Source organism: Hymenobacter sp. UYCo722 (assembly GCF_040547115.1).
GTDB lineage: Bacteria > Bacteroidota > Bacteroidia > Cytophagales > Hymenobacteraceae > Hymenobacter.
In genome coordinates this window covers 63,204-87,502 of sequence record NZ_JBEPPC010000002.1, presented here as the reverse complement: position 1 = coordinate 87,502, position 24,299 = coordinate 63,204, and the positions used below count along the sequence as shown (strand labels likewise).

Genomic DNA, 24,299 nt, shown 5'->3' with positions numbered 1-24,299 from the left:
GACTGTCTCTCCTGCTATTAACTGCTAACCATTTATCATTAACCACTAAAAAAGTGCTTCCCGCCGCTGCTGCTTTCCTGCCCGAAATCACCTTTCAGACCAGCCGGGCCAGCGGGCCGGGTGGGCAGAACGTGAACAAGGTAGAATCGCGGGTGGAGCTGCGCTGGCACCTGATGGATTCGGAGGTGCTCACCGACACCCAGAAGCAACTGATTCTGGAGAAGGTAGCAAATCAGCTCACTGCCGAGGGCCTGCTGCTCCTCACCGCGCAGGACGACCGCAGCCAGCTTCGCAACAAAGAAATTGTGCTGGCTCGCTTCCACGAATTGCTCCTTAAGAGCTTGCGGCGGCCCAAGCCCCGCAAAGCCACCAAGCCCAGCAAAAGCGCCGTACGCAAGCGGCTGGATGGTAAGAAGAAGGACGGCGAGAAGAAGGCCAACCGGCGGCGGGTGGAGTAATTTTTCGCACAGAGGTCATCAGAGGAAAACTACAGCAGCGTACCGCGCAGCAGCAGCAGCGCCACCGAGAAGTAGATAATCAGGCCCGTGACATCGACCAGCGTGGCCACGAAGGGTGCGGAGGATGTGGCCGGGTCCAGGCCCAGCTTCTTGAGCAGCAGCGGCAGCATGGAGCCCGCCAGCGAGCCCCAGAGCACGATGCCCACCAACGCAATGCCCACTGTGAGAGCTACCAGCGCCCAATGCGGGCCATAGATGGGCGTGATGGCTTGCCAGATGGCAATGCGCCCGAAGCCTACGAGGCCCAGAATCAGGCCCAGCGCCAGACCGGTGATGATTTCGCGGCGCAATACCCGCCACCACTCGCCCAGCGTGAACTCGCCCAGTGCCATGGCCCGGATGATGAGCGAGGTAGCCTGCGAGCCCGAGTTGCCGCCCGAGCTGATAATCAGGGGCACGAATTGCATCAGCACAATGGCCTTTTGGAGTTCGCCCTCGAAGAACTGCATGGCCGAGGCCGTGAGCAACTCGCCCAGAAAGAGCACCACCAGCCAGCCAGCCCGTTTCTGTACCAGCGTCAGGAGTGGCATGGTGAGGTAAGGCTCGTCTAGCGCCTCCGAGCCGCCGAGCTTCTGCATGTCCTCGGTGTCTTCCTGCTCCCGAATGCTCAGAATGTCATCGATGGTCACGATGCCAAGCAGGATGCCCTGGTCCGAGACCACGGGCAGGGCGTTGCGGTCGTTGCGCCGGAAAATATCGATGGCCTCTTCCTGGTCCTGCGCCACAGTGAGTTGCACAAAGCGCCGGTCCATGAGGTCGCGCACCCGCGCCGCCGGGGCCGCCAGCAGAAACTCCCGAATGCGGATATCGTCAATCAGCACGCCGTGCGCGTCGGTCACGTAGAGCATGCTCAGCGTTTCGGACTGCCCGCCGTGCTGCCGGATGTAGTCGAGCACCTGTTGTACCGTCCAGTTCTCACGAATGGCAATGTAGTCGGGCGTCATCAGGCGGCCCACCGAGTCTTCGGGGTATCCCAGCAGCTGCAGCGTCACTTTGCGCTCTTCCTCGCTCAAGCTTTGCACGAGCTCAGCCACGAAGTTGGCGGGCAGAAACTCCAGCAGGGCCGTGCGGTCATCGGGCGACATCTCGTTGAGAATGTCGGCCATCTTATCCTGGGCCAGGTTATCGAGGAAGTGCCGCTGCTCCTCCAAATCGAGGTATTCGAACACCTCGGTGGCCAGCTTCAGCGGCAGCAGCCGGAAGATGATGAGCTGTTCCCGTTCTTCTTCGGCCTCAATCAGCGACACCAGCTCCGAAGGCTGGAAATCGCGAAGCAGCTGCTTCAGCTTAAAAAATTCGCCCTCCTGAATCAGGGACGTGATGGTTTCCACGGTCTGCGGCTGCATGAAAAGAGGAGGGGAGGTGCTTCGCTAGGCAAGCGGGGTTGATGAAAGGAATAAGCGCCACAAAAGTAGGGCTAAGCGGATGGGAAATGGGTAGGGTAACTGGTTGTTGTTTGGGTGATATCGAGTAAAGGCGGCCGTCATGCTGAGTGAAGGCGAAGCATCTCTACCGCGAGAGTAACTCAATCGAGAGGATTAGTGGCGCGGTAGAGATGCTTCGGCTCCGCTCAGCATGACGGCCATTGCCGCAACTCCTTCCGTAACTGCGCCGGCTGCTCCCAGTCCAAATCCCCGCCGCCGCCCCATCTTGCCGCCCCAATCTCGCGCCTATGTCTCCTGATGCTGCTGCCGCCGCGCCCCTGGGCACCCTCGTGGTGCTCGGTGGCGGCGACGACGACCTGTTTCTCAAACGCTTGGCCAGCCTGCTGCCCGACCGTACCGTGCCCATCGAGGTATTTACTACGGCCACCCGCCGCCAGCCCGCCCGCACCGCCGCCGCCTACGCCCACGCCTGGCACCAGCTGGGCTGCCCGCATGTGCGCCACCTGCAGGTGAACGAAGACCACCCCGCCGACGACCCCGCCACCCTGGAGCGCCTGCGCCGGGCAGCACTCGTGTTCATGAGCGGCGGCGACCAGGAGCGCATTACCGATTTCCTGCTCGGCAGCGAGTTTTTAGCCATTCTGCGGCACAAGTACCAGCACGAGGCGGGCTTCATCGTGGCGGGTACCAGCGCCGGGGCCTCCGCCCTGGCCGAGGTGATGCTCGTGGACGGCCACGGCTGGCGCAGCCTGCTCGGCGGCCGCATCGAGGTGAAGCCCGGCCTGAACCTGCTGCCCGGTGTGCTGCTCGACCAGCATTTCGCCGAGCGTGGCCGCTACCCGCGCCTGATGCACGCCGTGCTGGCCCAGCCCACGCTGCTGGGCATCGGCCTGAGCGAGGAAACCGGCCTCGTCATCCGCGCCGGGCAGCCGGTGCAGGTATTCGGCGAAGAAGCCGTGGTGGTGGTTGATGCCGCCCACGTCAGCCACAACAACCTGCCCGCGCTGGCCGAGGGTGCGGTTATCAGTGGGCACGGCCTGCGCCTGCACCTGCTGGTAGCCGGCCAGCAGCTGGATTTAGCCACGCGGGAGGTGGTGGGATAGGAGGGTGGGAGGGTACGAGGGTAGGCGTTTTTTTCTGCAGTCTGCAACCTCCTGCCCCCTTATCCTCCTACCCTCCTAAACTTACCGCCCCCGGGCACCAAACCCGGCTACCTTTGCGTTGATGGCCCGAAAATACTCCGTGCGTTTCATGCCAAATTCTCGTTTGTGGTCGCGGCGCTTGCCGGGCCTGTTGCTGGTGCTGCTCACGCTGCTGCCGTGGGCCTGCACTCGCAAAACCGTCTCCTTCAACAGCACACCCGAGGTGCCGGTTACGGCCCTGGCCGACACGCTCACGCGCACCTCCGATACCCTTGGGGGCAAGCCCTCGCTCAGCACGGCGCGCAAAGTAGTGCTCACCAAAGAGCAGGAGCGGCTGGCTAAAGAGCAGGAAAAGGACGCCCAGCGCAAATCAAAGAAACCCAAGAAAAACGTTTTCCTGGGCGAGCGCATCAAGCGCGCCTACACCAAGACCGGGCCGAAGGGGCGCAACCAGAAAATCACGGTTTTCTATTTCCTGAAGTATCCCAAGCCGCTGAATGCCTACGCGCCGTCGCACTATTACTTCGATACCAAGAAGCATAAAATCCTGCCGCTGGCCGCCATTGAAGACGAAGAGCCCGACCTGAAAATCCTGCACGGCCCCTACAAAGTAATGCAAAACAACAAGGTGCTCGAAACCGGCTACTATGCCCTCGGTACGAAGCACTTGCGGTGGGAGCAGTTCGATAAAAATGGCGTCCTACTAACCAAGACGCACTACGAAATGGGCTTCCCGCGCGACGCCAACGTGAGCTATTACGGCGAAGACCGCAGCCTCATCAACGAAGTGGTGCCCTACGTGAACGGCAAGCTCGAAGGAGAGTACGCCAAGTTCTTGGTGAACGGCCAGCCCGACTGGCGTGGCCAGTTCGAGAACGGCAAGCGCGTAGGCGTCTGGACCAAGTACTGGGGCTTCCGGGCCCGCCGCCGCTACGAGTACCAGTACGGCGAATCGGGCTACGACCCCGAGGTAACCGAGCCCGAGCTCATCCGCCAGTACACGCGCAACGCCGTGCTCATCTACGACAAAGAGAAAAACTACGACCACCGCGACGACCCTGGTGCCGTGGACCGGCCGGGGGCCACGCGCCGCCCCGGCTACACGCCGCGCCCCGCACGCAGAGCGCCGGGCAAAGTCCAGCCCAAGAAAAAGTAGTCCCGGGGTTGCCATATCGACCGCACGGCAGGTATCTGGCTCACGGTATCTGAGTCGGCAGGACGAGTTTGTCAGATGCCTCTCAAATGCTCTGCTACGCTCAGCATAACAATCTCGTGCTCCGCCAGTAAATCAATAAAACGCGTCCTCGAAGTGCTCGATGCGAAAGCCCGAACTGAGGAGCGTAAGGGCCAGAATATCGAAGCGGATGTCGCCGCGCCAGTCCATTTCCTCCTGTAGGTGCGTGGCCGCAAGCCGGAACAGTTCTTTCTTGCGCGCCGAAACAAACGTCTCGGGCGCACCGAACTGGCCCGAGGAGCGGGTTTTCACCTCGACGAATACCAGTAAATCCGAGCCCAGCTGCACCACCAAATCCACTTCGGCGCGGCCGTGGCGGTAGCCGCGCGCCAGCACCTGGTAACCCCGGGCCAGCAGGTAGTTGGCGGCGGCATCTTCGCCGGCTTGGCCGAGTTGGTGGGGCGCGTGGGCCATAGTCAGGTGGGGGATGAGTTGCGGTAGATAGGCAGCTGGCCCCGCAAGCTAGCCGTTGGTAGCCCAGCGGGCAAGCTTCTGCCAAAGCCTGCGGCGGGACGTACCTTTGCGGTCCGTTTTCGCTCCTGCCGCCTATGGTCACTTCCGCTCCTTCGTTTTCGGCCTTGCTGCCTGCTGACAGTCCGGCGGCCAACCGCGCCGTGCAGGTGCGGCGGCTGGGCCTGGTTGAATACGTGCCCACCTGGCAGCTTCAGGAGGCCCTGATGGAGGCCGCGCTGGCCATTAAAAACCAGAACCGGCTGGGCGAGCCCGCCGGCCTCGCCCCCCTGCCTACGCCCAACCACCTGCTGCTCTGCGAGCACCCGCACACCTACACACTGGGCAAAAGCGGCAAACCCGAACACCTGCTGCTAGATGATGAAGCCTTGGCCGCGCATGAGGCCAGCTTCCACCGCATCAACCGGGGCGGCGACATCACTTACCACGGTCCCGGCCAGCTGGTGGGCTACCCCATCCTCGACCTCGACAACTTCCGGCCCGACATCCACTGGTACCTGCGCACGCTGGAAGAGGCCGTCATCCGGACCCTGGCCGAGTATGGCCTGAAGGCCGGCCGCATCGCCGGCCTCACCGGCGTGTGGCTCGACTGGGAAGATGGCGCGCCCAACCCCCGCAAAATCTGCGCCCTCGGCGTGAAGTGCAGCCGCTGGGTTACCCTGCACGGCTTCGCCCTCAACGTCGCCCCCGACCTGTCCTACTTCGGCCACATCGTGCCCTGTGGCATCACCGACAAAGCCGTGACCTCGCTGGCCCGCGAGTTGGGGCCGGGCACTACCGTTACCGTGGCCGAAGTGCAGGAGCGCCTGCTGCCGCACTTACTGGAGCTGCTGGGCGGCACGGAATCTGCTTCGCAGGCAACCGCAGTGCCCGATTTTTCGAAACATGCGTAGCGGCACCTGGCAATCTGTGAAATCCGCTTAGTCCGTATGATGCTATAATGAAGCAAGACATTTCATTTGACCCCATTGAAGGCGTGTCCGTGGCCGTGGTGCTGGCCGCCGACAAGGCCCTGAACGCGGAAGGCCAGCCCATCTGGCAGGTGTATCTGCTGAACGAGAATGACTTCCCGCTCGAAAACGTCATCGTTAATGCCAATGGCTACGGCCAGCAGCCCGACGGCGAAAAAGTGCGCACCTCTACCCTTCGCTACCTCTTCGAGGAAGTGCCCCCGCGTACCGCCATCCCGGTCGAGCCCCTCGACCCGTCACTATTTCACCTCAACAACCAATACTGGGTGAGCTACTACCGAGGTCCCCGGATTTTCGACAAAAAATTCATCTTCGTGCCCGATTCCATCGTGCCCGACAATTTCTCCCTCATTCCCCTGCTCGACCGCGTGGGCGTGCTGCACAGCTAAATTTCTCTGGTGTTGTCCCTCCCCACGGGGTTCAGCTCTTATGCAATATTTTATGAATCATCTCGATATTCCCTTGGCGTTGTCCTGGATGTGGGCACTGCTGGTATCGTTGTTTGCCGTGCCATCCATCATCTACATCGCCCACCTCAAAAACATGCTCGATACGCCCAACGGGCGCACCGTGCACCAGTCACTCACGCCGCGCCTGGGCGGGGTGGCAGTATTTGCGGGCTTCATGTCGGCCCTCACCATCTTCGCGCCCCTGCAAAACGGGGTGAAAGAGCTGCTGGCCGGCTGCATCATTCTGTTTTTTGTGGGCCTGAAGGATGACCTGGTGGGTATGTCGGTGTCAAAAAAGTTTGTGGGCCAGCTTCTGGCCACGGGCATTGTGATGATAATGGCCGACGTACGCCTCACCAGCTTCCAGGGCATCCTGGGCATCGGTACGCTGCCGGTGGGTATCAGCTACGCCTTCACCTTCTTCGTAATTGTGGGCATCACCAATGCCATCAATCTGATTGATGGTCTCGACGGCCTGGCCGGCACCATCGTGCTCATCATCTGCAGCACCTTCGGCTACTATTTCTACGCCTATGGCGGGGCCAGCTTTGGCAACTACGCCTACGTGGCCATTTGCCTGATTGGTGGCCTGCTGGGCTTCCTGCGCTACAATTTCCATCGCGCCCCCATCTTTATGGGCGACACCGGCTCGCTTGTCTGCGGCTTCATCGTGTCCGTGCTGGCCATCCAGTTTATCGAAATGGGCCTGCGCGTGGGGCAGCCGTTCGGGGCCTCCGCCCCATCGGTAGCGGTGGGCATTCTGTTCGTGCCTTTGTTCGACACGCTTCGCGTTTTTTCGCTACGCATGGCCGCTGGCCAGTCGCCTTTCTCACCCGATAAAAACCACATTCACCACCGCATTATGGCTATGGGCTTCCAGCAAATCAGCACCGTGTTGCTGCTGGCCCTGCTCAATATTATCGTCACCCTGTTCGTCATTCGTTTTGCGCATTTGGGCAACACCATCCTCATTATTGCACTTGCGGGCTTCTCAGTGATGCTCAGTATCTTCTTGGGTGTGTACCAGAGCCGCCTCACCCGCCGCCAGATGCAAGCCGCCGAAGCTTCCGGCCAATAATCGACCGCGCCATGCCCGCTGCCCGCCTCTTGCGCCTGCCCCTGCCGCGCCTGTTTGGCTGGTTGTTGGCGTGCGTTGTCCTGCTGGTGGGGGCGGCTGCGCAGGCCAGTGAGTACCGGCAGCTGCCGCCCGCTTCGCCCACCGCCCTTTCGGCCGACTGGCTCATTCACAATGCGGCCCGCAACCGGCTCATTTTGTACCTGCCCGGCTACCATCAGCCCGCCCACGCCTATTACCAGTGGGTGCGCGTCAGCCGCAACCAGTCGTTTCCGCTTTCCTTCGCCGCCCAGCCCGGCCTCAGCCTCTTCTTAGATAATCAGCTCATTTTCACGGCCCGGGCTGCTACCGCCTATTCGCTTGACCTTGCCCAGCTGTTGCCCACGCAACTGCCCGCCGGCCGGCACCTGTTGGCCGTGTGGCAGCCCAATGGCTCGCCCGCGCTAGCGTCGTTTTCGGGCGTAGCTGCCGTGGCCAGCGCTGCCGCCACTGGCCTGCCCAAGGCCGCTGGCTTGGCGCTGCCGCGCCTGCCCGCCCCGCAGGGCCAGAACGTGTACCTCGGGTTTCTGCTGCTTTTGGGGCTGTCGTACGGGGCCATTCGTGTTACCTACCAGCCTGGCCTGGCGCGCATCTTTCAAATTGAAGAACTCTTCGGGGTGAGCGGCGACCAGTCTGCCTTCCTTGTTAAACCCGCTTTTTCGCTGCTGAACCTGCTTTTGGTGTTGCTGTTTGCCCTTTCGTTTGGCCTGCTGCTCACCGCCATTCACACCGACTTGCAGAGCCTGCCGCTGCTACGGCAGTTTTTCAATGTGCCCGAGTCGGCCATTGTCGGGCGGGTGGTGCTCTACACGGGCATCATCACGACCTTCGTATTTGGTAAGTACCTGTTTCTCTCGCTGATGGCTTACATCTTCGGCCTGCAGCCATTGGTCGATGTGCAGTATCGGGAGTTTTTGCGCACCACGTTGTTGGTGGGGCTCATTCTGCCGCTGGTGTTGCTGCTCTACCTTAGCCTCAACGGTTCTTTCCCGCTGGCAGTGGCCTGGGCAGCCAGCACGGCTATCGGCCTCGTATTGGTCGGCACGGTGCTGCGCGTGGCCCGCACGCTCCACCGCCATGCCTCCCTACTGAATCTACATTTGTTTGCCTACCTTTGCGCTACCGAAGTACTGCCTCTATTGGTGATACTTAAGCTTATTGTCTTTACGTATTGATTGATTTCGGCCCCACGGCCGAATCAGTTTCCTTCCGACTCTTATTGTTCTAAGCATTACCCTCCTTTTCTTCCCGTATGGCCGAGAGTGCAGACAAGCCGGGCACAGGCCGGCACGCCACGCGCATTAGCAGCATCCTGGTTACGCAGCCCAAACCCACCAACGACGTTTCCCCTTATTTTGCCATTGCCGAGAAATACGGCATCAAGGTAGATTTTCGGGAGTTTATCGACGTGCAGCCCGTGTCCTATAAGGACTTTCGGAAGGATAAAATCAATATCCTCGAATATACGGCTATTATTTTTACTAGCCGTAATGCTGTCGACCACTTCTTCCGCATCTGTCAGGAAGCCAAGCTCGAAATGCCCGCCGAAATGAAATACTTCTGCATTTCGGAGCAGACTGCCAACTACTTGCAGAAATACATCGTGCTGCGTAAGCGCAAGCTTTTCGTGGGTGAACGCACCGCTGCCGACCTTTTCGACGTCATCAAAAAGCACAAGGGCGAGAAGTTTCTCTACCCCTGCTCCGACATTCGGAAGGATGACCTTCCGGTATTCATGCGGGCCAACAACCTCAAGTTTAGCGAAGCCGTTATCTACCGCACGGTCGCCAGCGACCTGTCCGATTTGTCCGACGTGAAGTACGATTGCATCGCGTTTTTTAGCCCTTCGGGCATCAGCTCGCTGTTCATCAACTTTCCCAATTTTGTGCAGGATGGTACCCGCCTGGCCGCTTTCGGCCCCACCACTGCCAAAGCTGTTATCGATGCCGGGCTAATTCTGGACATCGAAGCCCCGCATCCCAATGCCCCGTCCATGACTGGGGCCATCGAAGCCTACATCCGCCGCCATGCTCAGCCCGAGTCTAATACGGCAGCCTCTAAAAGTGCTAAAAACAACGATTAAGCGACGATACGGAAGTAATTTCTCGTCGTCAAATACCGGTCTGGGAATTCCTGGGCCGGTTTTTTTTGTCCGAATTTTTTGAGGAGGGATTTTGAGTTACATTTGGAAGCTGTTCCTAACGCTGGCCCACCCCCTGCACTGGCTGTCCCCCCTTCCTTCTAATCCGCGGCACCTTACCCACATGAAAGGCACTCTACTCGCAACCCTATTGCTTTCAGCAACGGTTGGCTCGGCACTAGCTCAGCAGCAGCCCCAATTCACCCAGTATAGCCTTAATGGTATGTCGCTCAACCCAGCATATGCGGGTATAAAGGGGCAGGGAGAAATAAATTTACTTGGCCGCTACCAGTACTACAACTACGGCTCGTTTGGCGGAGCCAATGGCTCGCCGCGAACCGGCCTTTTTACCGCTTCACTACCCATTCTCGCCCTTAGCGGAGGGGTGGGCGTCAGTGTGTACTACGACCAGGTAGGTCAGTCTAAGATGACCAATGCAGCGCTCTCATACTCGCAGCATATCAAGTTGGGCGAGGGCAAACTGGGCATTGGCATTCAGGGCACCTACACTTACTTGGGCAAAGGCACCTACATCGCCATCGACCCCGACGATATCAACGTGCCGAAAGATGCTTCCGACAGCAAATTCGATGCCGGCGCGGGGGTGTGGTATGAAGCGCCAAAATTTTATGTTGGTCTGAGTGTTAACAACTTGTTGCGTTCGGGCTATACGTTCAAAAGCGCCGGTACCCAGGGCACTCCCAGTAAATATTTAGCGGAAAACCACGCTTATTTCACGGCGGGCTACAATTTTGACGTCTCATCTTCCGTTGTTGTCACGCCTTCGGCACTGGTGAAAGCCGTGTTACCGGGTAGTTACTCTGATAAAGGCAAATTTGATAATAGTAATAATTACTCTTTCGAAGGTGGCGTGCGCGCCACACTCGATGATAAATATTGGATTGGTGCAAACTATCGCCATCAGGAATCCGTTTCAGGCTTGTTTGGCGTAAGCTTTGCTAAGGATAATGCGTTGCGGCTTGGGGGTGCTTTCGATATCATCACAATCAATCAAGCCGCTCGGGCATTCAGCTCGTACGAAATCATGCTTTCCTACCGGTTGCCTAAAGTGGGGCTCATCACTCGCCCGGCTATCCGTACTCCGCGTTACAGCTTCTAATTTTACTATTTTTTTATTCTATCCAAAAAGTGGCATTATCCAATTGTGTTAGGATAAAATTTAGCTTGCTCCAAAATTAACAAATCGGATTAACCGAGTTATTTGCGCTGTTCAGCGTGTTTTTAGTAAAATTGGTTGGTTTTGGGAATGGCAGGGTATTGCACAGTATCCTAAAAAAGTGTAGATTTGCCAGCCCATCTAAATGTACTTTAGCGGTATCGGCAATTAAAACAGAATCTCTAACTCTCATGAACAAGCTTTTAGCAGTATCTCTTTTCGCTATCTCCGGAGCATTATTAGGTGGGTGCGGATTTGGCAAGGGCCCTCAGGGTGACCTAGTTGGAGCGGAGGACCGCCCCATCTTCAACCCGCAGGAAGTGCCCTACGGCATGGTACCCTGCCCGGGTGGTACTTTTCATATGGGCCAGACCGACCAGGATATTTCTGCGTCAATGGTAAACATGAACAAGCAGGTGACTATCGCCGGCTTCTACATGGACGAAACCGAGATTACCAACAACGAATACCGCCAGTTCGTCGATGCCATCAAGCAGGACTCGCTGGATGTACTCGGCGAAGAGTACGTAATGACTGAGCTTTACCCCGATACCACGGTGTGGGTGCGCGACTTTACCTACCACATGGGCGACCCCCTGCTGGAGTACTACTACACCCACCCCGCATTTGATGATTACCCGGTAGTGGGCGTTGATTGGTTTGCCGCCAAGTATTTCTGTAACTGGCGCACCAAGTTCCGCAATGCTGCCCGCGAGGAAACTGGCTTTGCCAACGACCCCAACTTCCGCCTGCCTTCCGAGGCTGAATGGGAATATGCAGCCCGCGGTGGCCGTGACATGGCTACTTATCCTTGGGGTGGTCCCTACCTGCGCAATAGCAAAGGGTGTATGCTGGCAAACTTTAAGCCCGGCCGCGGCGACTACGCTTCCGACGGCTTTGCCTACACCTCCGAAGTTGGCTCCTTCTTCCCCAACGATTTTGGCCTCTACGACATGGCCGGCAACGTATCGGAGTGGTGCGATGATGCTTTCATGGAGGCCTCCGTGCCGGTGGTTTGGGACTTGAACCCCACCAACCCTGACGACAATGAGCCGCGCAAAGTAGTACGTGGTGGCTCGTGGAAAGACATTGCCTACTTCCTCGAAACCGGTACCCGCAACTTCGAATATCAGGACTCGGCGCGCTCGTACATCGGCTTCCGCTGCTCCATGATTCAGATTGGCATGGGCTCCAACAGCTCGCTCAACTAGTATTATTTTATCAGTTCGTACCAACGGTTTTAACCACCCTCTCCCCAAACCCTTTTCAACCTCTTTCGAAAAATATCATGGCAGCTAAACCTAGTTTTCTCTACGATACGCTGATGCCCAAAATCTATGGCATCGGTGCAGCAGTTGTAATTGTTGGTGCTCTCTTCAAAATCGAACACTGGAATGGCGCCGACACCATGCTCATCGTGGGTCTGGGTACCGAAGCAGTTATCTTCTTTCTTAGTGCATTCCAGCCGGCTAGCAAGGACCACGACTGGTCGCTGGTTTACCCTGAGCTGAGCGAAGGCTACGACCCTTCGACTGGCAACCCGAGTTTCTCGAACGATAGCAACAGCAAGGGCCTGACGATGAAGCTGGACGACATGCTGAAAAATGCGAACGTAACTCCTGAGGCGCTCACCAGCCTGGGTCAGGGTCTGAACCGCTTGAGCACCACGACGTCGCAAATGTCGCAGTTGGGCGAAGCCGCCAACGTAACCGATGAGTACACGAAGAAAGTACGCTCGGCGGCCGATTCGCTCGATAAAATCAACGTTGCTTACGGCAACACGGTTGAAGCTATTTCGGCCATGTCGAACGCTACCTCGGATGCCAAAGAGTACCACATGCAGGTGCAGAACGTAACCAAAAACCTGGGTGCGCTGAATGCCGTGTATGAAATGGAGCTGCAGGATGCCAACACGCACCTGAAATCGATGAACCAGTTCTACGGCACGCTCAGCAAGGCCATGGATAACATGACCCAGGCTGGCAAAGACACCGAGCAATTCCAGAAGCAGGTATCGGACCTGACTGGTAACCTGACCTCGCTGAACCGGGTGTACGGCAACATGCTGAACGCTATGCGTGCCCCAGCTCAATAGAGTTGGTTTAGCAATTCAGTTAGTTCTCATCCAATATTAGCGGAAACAGATAATGGCAGGCGGAAAAGAAACCCCGCGGCAGAAGATGATTGGCATGATGTACCTCGTGCTGACGGCTCTTCTGGCGCTCCAAGTGAACTCAGCGATTCTGCTGAAGTTCAAGTTCATTGATGACAGCCTGTTGGGTGTCAACGATAAAACCGCAGTGGCGGCCGATGGTACGGTAAAAGGTATTGAGGCGGCGGTGAAGAAAAACCAGAACCAGGCCCGTGACCTTGCTGTGCTTAAGCAAAGCGAAGAAATTCGTGCGAAGACGAAGGACCTGGTAACTTACCTGCGCGACATCCGCCAGCAGTTGCTGAAGGCTACGGAAAACACCGGCCCGGAGATGACCAACCTCAGCGGCGAAGACAAGGTGGCCATTACCATGCTCGGTGGTAAGAAGAACGGTATTGCTTATACCAGCCTCAAGCCCAAGCTGAACGAATACGCTAACTACATTAAACAGTACGTGCCCGACGCGACTGCGCTGGCTTTGGATGCTACAGAGGACAAGCGTGTAACCGAGAAAGGCCAGAAAAACAAAAATTTCGCTGAGCTGAACTTCGAAAACACACCGGTTGTGGCTGCCCTGGCTACCATTTCGCAGAAAGAAACGGAAGTGCTGAAGTATGAAGCCGAAGCCCTTTCGGCTCAGGCGCAGAAGGTAGGTGCCAAAACTATCGTATTTGACAAAATTGGCGCTTTCGCTTCGGCCGAGTCGAACACAGTAGCTGCCGGTACCAAGTACAAAGCTGAACTGTTCCTGACCGCCTCGGCTTCGAGCATCCGCCCGTCGATGACCCTGAACGGTTCTTCGCTGGCAGTAGACCCGAGCAACGGCCATGGCAAAGTAGAGTTCACGGCTCGCCCCGGTGGCTTTGATGCCTCCGGCAATGCCAAGTCTTCGTGGACGGGTACGATTCGATTCAACCAGAACGGTCGTGATACTACCTTCACCGTGAAAGTGCCTTACACCATCACTAAGCCAGTGATGCAGATTCAGTCGGCTTCGGTGCAGGCCTTGTACTTCAAGTGCGGCAACAAGCTGAATGTATCGGTGCCCGCTTTGGGCGCGCAGTACAAGCCTAGCTTTTCGGCTTCGGGCGCTTCGGCCATCCAGGGCGCTAAGCTTGGTGACGTAACCCTGATTCCGAACTCGAGAGAGGTAACCCTGAACGTGAGCAGCGGTGGCAATGCTATCGGCTCGCAGACGTTCCAGGTGCGTCCCATCCCCAAGCCTTCGATTGAGGCTTTCGCGGGTGGCCGTCCCGTGAACGATAAGCAGGGTACCCCTGGTACCGCTGTGCGCTCGTTCACACTGAAAGCTATTCCAGATGCTGGTTTCGCTACCTTCCTGCCCGACGATGCCAAGTTCCGCGTGTCGCGCTACGAGGTGACGCTGGTACGTGGCAAGCGTCCCGCTATTCAGACCAAATCGATTAGCGGCCCCACCGCTGACCTGAGCGATGTGGTGAATGCCTACCGCGAAGGCGACCGCCTGTACGTGGAAGTGAAAGACGTGCAGCGTCAGAACTTCCAGGGCAATGTGGAGGCCGTGAACATGAGCCGTACATTCAACATTCCGTTGCTATAATATCCGTGGCTTGGTCACGTTAGCGAACTATCCTACAGCCAATTTGCTTTTGCCCGTTATGAAATCTTTGCACACGCTGGCGGCCATCGCCGCAGGCTTATCGCTCTCGCTGACTGCCGCTGCGCAGGAGCAGGCCACTACGGCCAGCAGCACCGGTTCGCACCGGCCTATTCCGCTCTCCGACCAGATGTTCCGCAAGAGCATCTGGCGTCAGGTTGACCTGCGTGAGAAGCAGAACAAGCCGATGTTTTCGGAAGGCAAGGAAATTAGCCGCGTGATTATGGATGCCGTGCGGCGGGGTGAGTTGCAGGCATACAAGAATGACTCGCTGACGTCGACTCTTACCTCTGTGGAGGTTCAAAGCAATAACTCGTATGTGGACGCGGTAGACAAGCTCAGCGCCGATGAAATCGCCGCGGGCTTCAAGCCAGAGTCGGGCGGTGATGATTGGGGTGCTCCGGCTCCCAAGAAAGTTGCTCCTAAGAAAGTAGCCAAGCTCGATGCCGCCGGCAAGCCGATGAAAGACAAAAAAGGCCGAGTTATCATGGTGAACGCGCCGGTAGCGGCCACGGTTGCCGTGGCCAAACCGGCCGGCAACGAGTACCGCCCGAAGGACATCTATGAGATGGAGATTAAGGAGGATATGATTTTCGACAAAAAACGGTCGAGAATGTATCACGATATTAAATCCATTACGCTGCTGGTTCCTTCGACGCTCGCTTCCAACACGTCGGGTATTGAGAAGCCAATTGGCACGTTCAAATACAGCGACTTGGTGAAGGTGTTCCGCGCCAATCCGCAAAACGCCATCTGGTTCAATGCTGAGAACGATGCGCAGCACAAGAATCTGGCAGATGCCTTTGAGCTGTGGTTGTTCAACTCTTACATCACCAAAGTGTCGAATGCCGGCGATAGCCGTTTGGACGACATCTACGGTGGCGCACAGCAAGGCATCCTGGCAGCTCAGCAGACGGCCGCTGATTTGATTGAGTACGAGTACAACCTGTGGTCTTTCTAAATCACGGATTTCGCAGATTTAAGCGGATTTCACGGATTTTGTAGCAGATTAAAAAGCCCCTTGCAGTGATGCGAGGGGCTTTTGCTTTTTCAGGATTGGGGAGTGGGGAGTTGCCGGGGGGGCATGGGGTGGGAGGGGGCTTCGTTTGATGCGAAGTAGGTTTGGAGGATTTTGGCTTTGGCTTTGCCTACTTCGGCGACTAATTCCGATTCGGTAAGCTCGCGTATTTTCTTAACGGACTTGAACTTGTTGAGGAGCTTGTCGGCGGTGACGGGGCCTAGGCCTTTGACATCGGTGAGTTCGGTTTTGAGGGTGCCGGCGTCGCGGCGGGAGCGGTGGAAGGTGATGCCGAAGCGGTGCACTTCGTCGCGCATGCGCTGGAAGAGGCGCAGGGACTCACTCCGTTTGTCGATGTAGATGGGCAGCGGGTCGTTGGGGACGTAGATTTCTTCGAGGCGCTTGGCGATGCCGATGACGGCAATCTGGCCCCAGAGGTTGAGGTCTTTCAGGGCCTTGACGGCCATGCTGAGCTGGCCCTTGCCGCCGTCGACGATGACGAGTTGCGGGAGGCTGGCCCCTTCGTCGGTGAGGCGGCGGTAGCGGCGGTGCACCACTTCGTACATGGAGTCGAAGTCGTTGGGGCCGATGACGGTTTTAATGTGGTAATGGCGGTAGTCCCGCTTGCTGGGCTTGGAGTTGCGGAAGCAGACCATGGCCGCCACGGGGTTATCGCCCTGAAAGTTGGAGTTGTCGAAGCACTCGATGTGCTTGGGAAGCTCGGTGAGGCGCAGGTCCTTTTTGATGGTTTCCATAATGCGCACCTCGTTGCTGTCCTTGCTCTTTTCGTTCATGCTTTCCTTCTCTTTGCGGGCGTAGAGCACATTTTTGATGGCTAGCTCGAGCAGCTTGCGCTTGTCGCCGATTTGGGGCACGGCGAGGCTGACGCCGGGTAGCGGAAGTTCGACGGCCACGTTGGTGAGGATTTCGCGCGATTCGCTTTCAAACTCCTGGCGCAGCTGCATAATAAGCGGAGCCAGGATTTCGGCGTCTTCCTCGTCGAGCTTCTTGGTAACTTCGAGGGATTGGGTGAGGATGATACTGCCGTTCATCACCTTGAGATAGGTGATAAAGCCCGATTTCTCGTTGCTGGCGATGGCAAATACGTCGATGTTGGTGAGCGTGTCGCTCACGATGGTAGACTTGGCCTGGAAGGCTTCCAGCTTATCGAGCTTAACCTTGAACTGGTGAGCCAGCTCGTACTGCATCTCCTGCGCGGCGGCCGACATCTTTTCCTTAAAGTACTGCTTGGGGATGCGCAGGTCACCGTTGAGAATGTTGCGGATTTGCTGGATGTAGGCGTTGTAGGTGGCCTCATCTTCGCGGGCGATGCAGGGGGCGTTGCAATTGCCGATTTGCAGCTCCAGGCAGGGCTTAAACTTGCCGGCCTCGACGTTGGCGACGGTTAGGTTGTAATTGCAGGTGCGCAGGGGGTAGAGGGCGCGGATGAGTTCCAACAGCACATTGAGGGCGGTGCCGTTGGCGTAGGGGCCGTAGTAGCGCGAGCCGTCGTTAATCTTGTTGCGGGTGGGGATGAGGCGGGGAAACCGCTCGTTGGTAATGCACAGGAAGGGGTAGGTCTTGCCATCCTTCAACAGGATGTTGTATTTGGGCTGGTGCTGCTTGATGAGATTATTTTCGAGCAGGAAGGCATCCGATTCGCTGTCGACGATGGTAAACTCCAGGCGCTTGATGTTGCGGACTAGCTGCTGCGTTTTCTTGTTGTGGTCGTTTTTAGTGAAGTAGCTGCTTACGCGCTTGCGCAGGTCGATGGCCTTGCCCACGTAGATGATGCCCTCGTCGTCGAAATACTTGTACACGCCGGGCTTGTGGGGCAGGGCGGAGATTTGGGCTTGGAGTTCGGAGTTGGCGGCCATGGACGAAAGTAGGCGAAGGATAGGAAGGGGTACGGCGGCAGAAACACCGAAAAATAAGCGTACGGAAATAACAAAAAATGACCGGCAAAAGTCGCCGGTCATTGAGAAGAAATAGAAAGTTGCCGGCTGTTTAAATGTCCTTGTCGTCCAAATCGCCGGCGTTGGGCACCTGCATCTTCTGGTCGGCGGGGATGGTGTCGCGCTGGCCCCCGTAATACTTCGAGCAGTCGATTTCGATGCTAAGTGGGGTGTTGGGTTTGGGGAAGGGGCCGGTGTTGATGCCGATGCTCTTGTCCTTATACACCTTCTGCATGAAGAGTCCATAGAGCGGTAGGGCCTCGCGGGCACCCTGGCCATAGGTGCCGGTGCGGAAGTGGATACTGCGGTCTTCGCCGCCCACCCACATGCCGCATACCAGGTCGGGGGTGATGCCCATGAACCAGGCATCGGAGTAGTTGCTGGTGGTACCGGTTTTGGCCCCAATTTCATATGGGAACTTGAAGCCGGTGTGCAGGATAGTGCTGGTGCCGCCGGGCTCGGTGGTGCTGGCCTGCAGCATGTTGGTCATGATGTAGGCGGTTTCTTCGCTCAGGACTTCCCGGGTACGGGGCACGAACTCGCGCAGCACGTTGCCGTTTTTGTCCTCGATGCGGGTAACCATGACGGGGGTGGTGTACACGCCCTTGTTCACGAAGGTGGAATAAACGCCGCACAACTCAAAAATACTGCAATCGGAGGTGCCAAAACCCATCGAGGGCACGGCATCGACCGGCGAAGTGATGCCGAGGCGCTTGGCGTAGGTGGCGATGGTTTCGGGGCCGAGCTTCATCACCAGCCAGGCCGTAATGGAGTTCATGGAGCGGGCCAGCGCCTGGCGCAGCGTGAAGGTGCGCCCCGAGAAGCTGCCCTCAAAATTGTGGGGCGTGTAGGGCGCGCGGCCGGCTACGGCCGGAAAGGTGGTGGCCACATCGGGGCGCGGGTAGCAGGGCGAGTAGCCTTGGTCGATGGCCGCCACGTACACGATGGGCTTAAAGGTGGAGCCGGGCTGGCGCTTGCCCTGGCGCACGTGGTCGAACTTGAAAAACTTGTAGTTGGGGCCGCCCACCCAGGCCTTAATCTGGCCATTCAGCGGGTTCATGGCCATAAAGCCAGCCTGCAGGTAGCGCTTGTAGTAGGCGAGCGAATCGTAAGGCGACATCAGCATCTCCTTTTCGCCCTGCCAGGAGAACACCTGCATCTTGTATTTCTTGTGCAGGTAGTAGTTCACCGAGTCGCGGTTGCCGTCGTATTGGGTCATCAGCGACTTGTAGCGCTGGGTGCGGCGCATGGAGTTCACCAGGAAGTTGGGGATAATCTTGCCATTCTCGTCGCGCCAGGGCAGCTGGCCCTTCCAATGGGCCGAGAACCACTTTTGCTGGAGTGCCATGTGCTCGGCCAGCGACTGTTCGGCGTGCTGCTGCATGCGCGAATCGATGGTGGTGTAGATTTTCAGGCCGTCGGCGTATAGGTCGTGGTCGGTTTCCTTGGCCCAGCTCAACAGCGACTTCACCACCTCGGCCCGGAAGTAGGGGGCCAGCCCCTTGCTGGGGTTTTCCACGGAGTAGTGTAGCACAATGGCCTTGGCGGTGTCCTGAGCCAGCTCGGTGGTGGTGATGTAGTTCGATTTAGCCATCTGGCGCAACACCCAGTTGCGGCGCTTACGCGAGCGGTCGGGGTGCACCACGGGACTGAAGCGGCCCGGTGCGTTCACAATACCTACCAACGTGGCGGCCTCGGGCGTGCTCAGGTTTTTGGGCGATTTGTTGAAGAACGTCTTGGCCGCCGTGTTGATGCCGAAGGCGTTGGAACCGTATTCTACCGTGTTGAAGTACATCCGGATGATTTCACGCTTCGTGTAGTTGCGCTCCAGCCGGATGGCCAGAATCCATTCCTTGGTCTTCGTAATAAGCAGTCCCAGCTTGCCGGTGCCGTTCAGGGTGCCGTCGTTCAGGTCGCCGCGGGTGCGGAACAGTACCTTGGCTACCTGCTGCGTGAGCGTGGAGCCGCCACCATTGTGCGAGAAGGTGAGCACGCCCGTCACGGCCCGCAGCACGCTCTTGGCATCAATACCGGAGTGCTGCTCGAAGCGCACGTCCTCGGTAGCAATAAGGGCATCAATCAAATTCTGAGGAAGGTCCTTGAAGTCGACCGGCGTGCGGTTCTCGCGGAAATACTTGCCCAACAGCACGCCATCGGCCGAATAAATCTCGGATGCCAGCTCCGACCGCGGGTTTTCGAGGCTTTTGAGGTTGGGCATGCGCCCGAACAGGTCTAGGAAGTTGCCGCTCACGGCCAGCACAAACAGCGCCAGCCCCACTACGCCCACGCCAAACAGCAGCCACATAGTACGCACAAACGCCGTGAACCTTCCCGAGCGAACCGGTTTCAAAGATTGAGGCTTGGGGCGACGAGCGGGAGGAGTACTGGGCATTGAGGGAGTTGGGAGTTAGGGGTTAAAAGTTAAGAGTTACAACTTTGGCCGGCCTAACCACGGTACAAAGGTCCGAATGCCAACCCGTAACTCATAACTCCTAACGTTTAACTCATTTGTATACGCGCTGGTAGAAGCTCAAATACCCCGCCAAATCGCCGCTGCTTTGCAATAGCGCCAGGTTTTCCACGCTAATGACCAAGGTCTGATAACCGGCCCCGCGCAGCTTGGCCAGCGGCGACTGCGGGCCGCGCAGCTTGGTGGCGTAGCTCTGCGCGACTTTCGCCCAGGGTAGGGCTTGCACCACCACCAGTTCTTGGTCGGTACCCAGCGCGGGGGTCTCCACGGTCAGGTTGTTGGCCTTGAAAAAGCGGCTGTTGTAGGTCGCCAGCTGGGCTGCCAGACCCGTCGCTGCGGGCGAACTTTTCGGAAACACCAGCACTACCGCGTGCGGCCCGTTCAATTGGGTGGTATAAGCTGTGGCTGGGGCCGAGGAGGCCGTGCTGGCTCCGGCCGTGGCCGCCGGGGTGCCAGCAGCCGGAGTGGTAGCGGGCGGCAGCGTACTAGCCGGAGCCGGAGCGGTGGGCGTAGCACCCGTGGCCGCCGCTGCTTTGGCTGCTGCAGCTTTCGCGGCAGCCTCATCGGCCAACTGCTTGCGCGTCGGCCGCCCCTTGCGAATGGGAGCCGCCGTAGCCAGCGGGGCGGCCACCGGTGCCGACAAAGGCTGATTAGGGGCCGTTGAAGCCGGCGAGATACCGGCGGCGGGCACGGTGCCGGCCGGGCTAATACCTGGTGCCGACCCAGTTGGGGCAGCCGCGGACTTTTTCGCGGCGGCTTCCGCGGCCAACTGTTTGCGGGTGGGCCGGCCCTTGCGCACCGGAGCCGCCGCGACTGCGGTCCCGGCTGGAGCTGCCGCAACAACTTCACTTGGCGCGGGTGCGCCCGGCACCGAGGTACCCACCGCCGCCGGGGCCGGAACCAACGGGGCCGGTTCCGCCGAGCCGCTCGGGGTTGTTTCAACGAGCTTGCCAGTGGGCACTTTCCCCTCATTACCGGACTTCGGCGTACCACTGGCCGGAGCAGGACCCAGGGCCTTAGCCGGCGTTTCGTCTTCCTTATAGAAAATGCGAATGCGGTTGTTCACCTCGCCGGGGCGGAACTGGGAAATCACCGGCTTTTCCGTCGAGGCTAGGGCTCCGGCCAGCGAGCCGCTTTCCTGTTTGCCGTAGGAGGCCGCCAATTCCTTCGCTTGCGGCTGGAGTGGGCTGTCGGGGTAGCTCTTTATAAACTGCTCTACCGAAGCCTTGGCCGTAATCGGTGCCTGGGTGCGGGCCATCAGCAGCACCTTCAGATAAGCCACCCGGTCGGTGAGGTCGCTCTTCGGATACTGCTTCTCGGTGCGGGCCAGTACCGCGTTGGCCTTGCGGAACTCCTGGTTCACGTAAAAAGTAAAGGCTGAGTCGACGCGGCTGGCTACGGCGTTGTGCAGGGCCAGCTCGTGTTCGCGGTACAGCGGGTCAGCAATCAGCTTGGCATAAATCGACTTCGGAAACTCGCGTTGCAGCGCCGCTGCATACTGCGCTGTTTTAGCTGCATCGGGCTTGTCTTTGTAATACAGATACAGTAAGTAATAGGCATCGGGGGCGTGCTCGCCGCGCTCGTAGCGGCTCACCTGCTGCTCGTAGGTTTCAAATCCTTTCTCCCGCTCCCGTAATTGCTCTTTGTAGATGCCGCCCAATTCATACAGTGCTGCCTCCACTTCCCGGTTCGAAACCGATAGCTGCCCAGGGTCGAAGGGAATGGTAGCGCGGTACTGAGCTACGAGCTTGTCGCGCGCCGCCGTGGGGCTGGCCGATGCGGCAGCGGCGGCCGAGTCGGCCGGGGCACCGTTCACCACGGTGCTCGAGTTGCCGGTTACACTCAGCGGCGCGCCACCCCCTGCTACCGTATTGGGCGAACCCAGCGCTTGCCGGTTGGTGCGCCAGTTGTCCTGGAGCTGGCGGTTGCCCCACTTCCGCAGAAACTCGGACCGGGCTGTGCCCAACAGGGTAGGGTTGTCGAAGTACCACTGCCCGGCGGCAGCCGTGGCGGTAGGGTCGAATGCCGTCACATCCCTTGCCGGCACGTCGAGCCCGCCAGTGGCCAGGCTGCTGCCGGGGGCCAGACTGCCGCCGGGCAGATTGCTGCCAATGCCGCTGTTGGCCGAAGAGGTACGACTGGCCAGGTCGGCGGCCCGGGCCTGGGTTTTGGCCAAGGCCGCCAGCCGGTCGGCCTCTCGCTGGCGGGTGGCCAGCTCGGCGGTGGCGTAGGTATTCAGGCGTTCGGTCAGCGCATCCGGAGCCAGTTTGGCTAGTGCCTGCAGGCTGTCCTGCGTTTCGATGATGGTGTACTGCTTGGCGAAATCCTTGAGAATGTCACTACGCTCCTTAATGGCCAGGTAGGTCTTAGCTTCTTTATTCAGGTTCTGCACCGTGCTATCGTAGTACGCGGCCGCCAACGGGTACTTATGCAGGTTTTCATAATAAATGCGCCCGGCCAGCAGGTAGGCATAGCTTTTCTGGAAGCGGTTGGTGGTGGTGGCTTTCACTGATTGCCGCAGCAGCTTCAGCGCCTCCGGGTAGTTCTTTTCGCGGTAGTTCAACCGCGCCATTTCGTAGTATACTTTGTCGCGGTAGTCCTTGTTCTTGAGGTCTTTTAGCAGCCCGGCGAAGTTTTTGTCCAGCCGTTCCCGGTCCCGCGTACTCAGGTCCGATACCTGGGCCAGCATCAGCTTGGCCTGGAAGTCGAGCTCATACGGTGGGTTGCGGGCCAGAATCTGGTCGAGCTGCTCGTAGGCTTTTTTGTTATCGCCGGCATCCTGGTACAGTTGCGCCAGCAGGTAGCGCGTGCGCGACCGCTCGTTCTTGTACTCAATCAACGGAATAGCCTTTTCGAGCTGGCCAATGGCCTTGGCGGGCTCCTCAGTGCGCAGGTAATAGTCGGCCCGGGTCAGAAAAAGCTGGCGCGCGTCCTTCGGCAGGCCCTGCTCTTTATCCAGCAAATCCGAAACGGCTTTGGCGCTTTCCAGCTCGCCCTGCGCCATAAACGTCCGCATCAGTCCAATCAGCGCCTCGTGCTTGGCGTTGTCGTCCTTGCTGGTCGAGTTCACATACTTAAACGTGAGCGCCGCGTCGTCGAACTGCATCAGGTAAAACCGTGCCCAGCCCACCAACACGTAAGCATCATCCGTCCAATCCGAACCCGGCCGGTGCTGAATCGGCATCGACGCCCGCTTAATGATGTCGTTCAATTCGGCCCGGCTCGCCTTCACGCTGGCGCTGTCCAGGGTCGGAAACAGCGGCAGCGGCTGGTTGTAGTCGTTGGGCCGGGCCGTGGTGTAGAGCTTGTCCTCCAGCCCCCGCAGCTTTTCGCGGGCGATGAAATAGGCATTGTCGCGCGCCGCCACGTTGTTAAAAGCGTGCGAAACAATGTTCTTATCCGAGGCGCAGCCCGCCGCCCCCAGCCCCAGCAGGACCAGAAACCTTGCCACCCAGCGATATGTCAGCGGTTGATGTATCAAAATCAGCGTAAAGGAAAAAGCTAGTCTGAGCAGCCGGAACGCCCAACGCGCCCCGAAATGTTCGCCGGCACTGCCAGATAACGGAGCCGGACGGGTAAAATTACGTTTTTTCGTCGGCCACGCCCGCCCGGCTCGTGCCGTACCTTTGTTCCCCGCCTTTTCGCGCCCGTCCATGCCTACTCCATCTGAGCCCCAGCCCTCCGGCTCCAACCGCTTGCAGGCTGTTATGAAGTATTCCGGCCTAGCCTTCCAGATGCTGGCCATCATCGGGGGAAGTGCCTGGCTGGGCATCTGGCTCGACGGCCGTTTGCATACCCAGCCCTGGCTCACCATTGGCCTGCTGCTGTTAGGCGTGTTCCTGGCCGTATTTCAGGTTATCCGCAGCCTCACCAAAGAGTCATTGTAAACCTTCAATCGTGTTACGTCATGTTGAGCGCAGTCGAAGCATCTCTAACGCAGAAGTAATCAACGTTGACTGCAACGAAGCGGCAGAGACGCTTCGACTGCGCTCAGCATGACAATATTTTAGCCCCGTTATTCATCCATGCACACGTTCCTGCGCCAGTTCCTGATTTTCACCGCCGCGCTGGGCCTGCCCATTTATATCCTGCATCGCATCTACGGGGTGGGCGTGGTGCATCCGCGCACGGGGCTGCTATTTGCCGTCATGGCTGCGCTCACTTACTTCGCCTACAGCCTCACGGCGCGGCTCGTGGCCCGCGACCCTCATAGTCTGGCGATGGGCTACCTTATCGGCATGACGGTCCGGCTGCTGACGTCGCTGGGCCTCGTTACGTGGCTGCTGGCTGGCGGCATCGCCCGCGAGCCGCGAGGCATCTGGACCTTCCTCGGGGCCTTCTTCCTGCTGTACTTTTCGTGGGCCGGGTTTGAAATCTGGGCTACTTTGAGTAACTTGCGGCCGATTTCAGGAAAGCAAGTAGCGCAATGATAATGCGTTAGCCCGAAATTGGTCATTAATTAACTTT

At 58.4% G+C, this 24,299-nt stretch carries 20 protein-coding genes; 15 read left to right on the top strand and 5 right to left on the bottom strand.

Annotated elements, in window-relative coordinates; translation table 11 throughout:
- Positions 1–53 precede the first annotated feature (53 nt).
- Positions 54–458 carry an alternative ribosome rescue aminoacyl-tRNA hydrolase ArfB gene (arfB, locus tag ABIB44_RS06190; protein WP_354583764.1) on the top strand — a complete coding sequence of 135 codons (405 nt, stop codon included), beginning with the start codon at positions 54–56 and terminating at the stop codon, positions 456–458.
- A gap of 29 nt (positions 459–487) precedes the next feature.
- On the opposite strand, the gene mgtE is transcribed toward arfB, so the two are convergent.
- Positions 488–1,864 (bottom strand): magnesium transporter, encoded by a 1,377-nt coding sequence (gene mgtE / locus ABIB44_RS06185; protein ID WP_354583763.1) that lies wholly within the window; start codon positions 1,862–1,864, stop codon positions 488–490.
- Positions 1,865–2,190: 326 nt separating this feature from the next.
- Between mgtE and ABIB44_RS06180 the strand changes: the two genes are divergently transcribed.
- Complete coding sequence (locus ABIB44_RS06180; protein ID WP_354583762.1) at positions 2,191–3,006, top strand: cyanophycinase; 816 nt, start codon at positions 2,191–2,193, stop codon at positions 3,004–3,006.
- Between the two features lie 148 nt (positions 3,007–3,154).
- A complete protein-coding gene (locus tag ABIB44_RS06175) occupies positions 3,155–4,201 on the top strand; it encodes a toxin-antitoxin system YwqK family antitoxin (protein WP_354583761.1) in 1,047 nt (348 codons plus the stop codon).
- A gap of 132 nt (positions 4,202–4,333) precedes the next feature.
- Here the strand turns inward: ABIB44_RS06175 and ABIB44_RS06170 are convergent, their stop codons facing one another.
- Entirely contained in the window at positions 4,334–4,693 is a 360-nt protein-coding gene (locus ABIB44_RS06170; RefSeq protein ID WP_354583760.1) for a YraN family protein, read from the bottom strand.
- A gap of 134 nt (positions 4,694–4,827) precedes the next feature.
- On the opposite strand from ABIB44_RS06170, the gene lipB reads away from it, so the two are divergent.
- From lipB to porN, 10 genes are all read left to right on the top strand, one after another.
- Complete coding sequence (gene lipB / locus ABIB44_RS06165; RefSeq protein WP_354583759.1) at positions 4,828–5,643, top strand: lipoyl(octanoyl) transferase LipB; 816 nt, start codon at positions 4,828–4,830, stop codon at positions 5,641–5,643.
- A 47-nt stretch (positions 5,644–5,690) separates the two neighbouring features.
- Entirely contained in the window at positions 5,691–6,110 is a 420-nt protein-coding gene (locus ABIB44_RS06160; RefSeq protein WP_354583758.1) for a hypothetical protein, read from the top strand.
- 52 nt (positions 6,111–6,162) lie between these two features.
- On the top strand, positions 6,163–7,248 hold the full coding sequence (locus ABIB44_RS06155; protein ID WP_354583757.1) for an MraY family glycosyltransferase: 1,086 nt from the start codon (positions 6,163–6,165) through the stop codon (positions 7,246–7,248).
- A gap of 11 nt (positions 7,249–7,259) precedes the next feature.
- Positions 7,260–8,459: a DUF4271 domain-containing protein gene (locus ABIB44_RS06150; RefSeq protein WP_354583756.1), complete on the top strand. Its 1,200-nt coding sequence runs from the start codon at positions 7,260–7,262 to the stop codon at positions 8,457–8,459.
- Between the two features lie 77 nt (positions 8,460–8,536).
- Positions 8,537–9,367, top strand: coding sequence for a uroporphyrinogen-III synthase (locus ABIB44_RS06145; RefSeq protein WP_354583755.1), 831 nt, complete (start codon positions 8,537–8,539; stop codon positions 9,365–9,367).
- A gap of 181 nt (positions 9,368–9,548) precedes the next feature.
- The gene (locus ABIB44_RS06140) at positions 9,549–10,544 is read left to right on the top strand and encodes a PorP/SprF family type IX secretion system membrane protein (RefSeq protein WP_354583754.1); all 996 of its coding nucleotides are present in this window, start codon (positions 9,549–9,551) and stop codon (positions 10,542–10,544) included.
- Between the two features lie 248 nt (positions 10,545–10,792).
- Positions 10,793–11,812 (top strand): T9SS ring complex lipoprotein PorK/GldK, encoded by a 1,020-nt coding sequence (gene porK, locus ABIB44_RS06135; RefSeq protein ID WP_354583753.1) that lies wholly within the window; start codon positions 10,793–10,795, stop codon positions 11,810–11,812.
- Between the two features lie 77 nt (positions 11,813–11,889).
- Positions 11,890–12,696, top strand: coding sequence for a type IX secretion system motor protein PorL/GldL (gene porL / locus ABIB44_RS06130; protein WP_354583752.1), 807 nt, complete (start codon positions 11,890–11,892; stop codon positions 12,694–12,696).
- Positions 12,697–12,748: 52 nt separating this feature from the next.
- Positions 12,749–14,332, top strand: a complete 1,584-nt coding sequence (gene porM / locus ABIB44_RS06125; RefSeq protein WP_354583751.1) for a type IX secretion system motor protein PorM/GldM — start codon at positions 12,749–12,751, stop codon at positions 14,330–14,332.
- Between the two features lie 58 nt (positions 14,333–14,390).
- On the top strand, positions 14,391–15,350 hold the full coding sequence (porN, locus tag ABIB44_RS06120; RefSeq protein WP_354583750.1) for a type IX secretion system ring subunit PorN/GldN: 960 nt from the start codon (positions 14,391–14,393) through the stop codon (positions 15,348–15,350).
- A gap of 89 nt (positions 15,351–15,439) precedes the next feature.
- Here porN and uvrC read toward each other — a convergent pair whose 3' ends face one another.
- The 3 genes from uvrC to porW all read right to left on the bottom strand — a co-directional run bounded on the left by uvrC (position 15,440) and on the right by porW (position 23,283).
- Positions 15,440–17,284 carry an excinuclease ABC subunit UvrC gene (gene uvrC / locus ABIB44_RS06115; protein ID WP_354583749.1) on the bottom strand — a complete coding sequence of 615 codons (1,845 nt, stop codon included), beginning with the start codon at positions 17,282–17,284 and terminating at the stop codon, positions 15,440–15,442.
- A 130-nt stretch (positions 17,285–17,414) separates the two neighbouring features.
- On the bottom strand, positions 17,415–19,667 hold the full coding sequence (locus ABIB44_RS06110; protein WP_354583748.1) for a penicillin-binding protein 1A: 2,253 nt from the start codon (positions 19,665–19,667) through the stop codon (positions 17,415–17,417).
- Positions 19,668–19,866: 199 nt separating this feature from the next.
- A complete protein-coding gene (gene porW / locus ABIB44_RS06105) occupies positions 19,867–23,283 on the bottom strand; it encodes a type IX secretion system periplasmic lipoprotein PorW/SprE (protein WP_354583747.1) in 3,417 nt (1,138 codons plus the stop codon).
- 202 nt (positions 23,284–23,485) lie between these two features.
- On the opposite strand from porW, the gene ABIB44_RS06100 reads away from it, so the two are divergent.
- On the top strand, positions 23,486–23,719 hold the full coding sequence (locus ABIB44_RS06100; protein ID WP_354583746.1) for an AtpZ/AtpI family protein: 234 nt from the start codon (positions 23,486–23,488) through the stop codon (positions 23,717–23,719).
- 138 nt (positions 23,720–23,857) lie between these two features.
- Positions 23,858–24,262: a hypothetical protein gene (locus tag ABIB44_RS06095; protein ID WP_354583745.1), complete on the top strand. Its 405-nt coding sequence runs from the start codon at positions 23,858–23,860 to the stop codon at positions 24,260–24,262.
- Positions 24,263–24,299 lie beyond the last annotated feature (37 nt).

Excerpts from the sequence above, each read along its gene's own strand:
- ABIB44_RS06150 (WP_354583756.1), top strand. The coding sequence starts at position 7,260 with ATGCCCGCTGCCCGCCTCTTGCGCCTGCCCCTGCCGCGCCTGTTTGGC.
- ABIB44_RS06145 (WP_354583755.1), top strand. The coding sequence starts at position 8,537 with ATGGCCGAGAGTGCAGACAAGCCGGGCACAGGCCGGCACGCCACGCGC.
- uvrC (WP_354583749.1), bottom strand. The coding sequence starts at position 17,284 with ATGGCCGCCAACTCCGAACTCCAAGCCCAAATCTCCGCCCTGCCCCAC.
- porK (WP_354583753.1), top strand. The coding sequence starts at position 10,793 with ATGAACAAGCTTTTAGCAGTATCTCTTTTCGCTATCTCCGGAGCATTA.
- ABIB44_RS06160 (WP_354583758.1), top strand. The coding sequence starts at position 5,691 with ATGAAGCAAGACATTTCATTTGACCCCATTGAAGGCGTGTCCGTGGCC.
- lipB (WP_354583759.1), top strand. The coding sequence starts at position 4,828 with ATGGTCACTTCCGCTCCTTCGTTTTCGGCCTTGCTGCCTGCTGACAGT.
- porM (WP_354583751.1), top strand. The coding sequence starts at position 12,749 with ATGGCAGGCGGAAAAGAAACCCCGCGGCAGAAGATGATTGGCATGATG.
- ABIB44_RS06110 (WP_354583748.1), bottom strand. The coding sequence starts at position 19,667 with ATGTGGCTGCTGTTTGGCGTGGGCGTAGTGGGGCTGGCGCTGTTTGTG.
- ABIB44_RS06155 (WP_354583757.1), top strand. The coding sequence starts at position 6,163 with ATGAATCATCTCGATATTCCCTTGGCGTTGTCCTGGATGTGGGCACTG.
- ABIB44_RS06100 (WP_354583746.1), top strand. The coding sequence starts at position 23,486 with ATGCCTACTCCATCTGAGCCCCAGCCCTCCGGCTCCAACCGCTTGCAG.
- porN (WP_354583750.1), top strand. The coding sequence starts at position 14,391 with ATGAAATCTTTGCACACGCTGGCGGCCATCGCCGCAGGCTTATCGCTC.
- mgtE (WP_354583763.1), bottom strand. The coding sequence starts at position 1,864 with ATGCAGCCGCAGACCGTGGAAACCATCACGTCCCTGATTCAGGAGGGC.
- ABIB44_RS06140 (WP_354583754.1), top strand. The coding sequence starts at position 9,549 with ATGAAAGGCACTCTACTCGCAACCCTATTGCTTTCAGCAACGGTTGGC.
- ABIB44_RS06180 (WP_354583762.1), top strand. The coding sequence starts at position 2,191 with ATGTCTCCTGATGCTGCTGCCGCCGCGCCCCTGGGCACCCTCGTGGTG.
- ABIB44_RS06095 (WP_354583745.1), top strand. The coding sequence starts at position 23,858 with ATGCACACGTTCCTGCGCCAGTTCCTGATTTTCACCGCCGCGCTGGGC.
- ABIB44_RS06175 (WP_354583761.1), top strand. The coding sequence starts at position 3,155 with ATGCCAAATTCTCGTTTGTGGTCGCGGCGCTTGCCGGGCCTGTTGCTG.
- porL (WP_354583752.1), top strand. The coding sequence starts at position 11,890 with ATGGCAGCTAAACCTAGTTTTCTCTACGATACGCTGATGCCCAAAATC.
- ABIB44_RS06170 (WP_354583760.1), bottom strand. The coding sequence starts at position 4,693 with ATGGCCCACGCGCCCCACCAACTCGGCCAAGCCGGCGAAGATGCCGCC.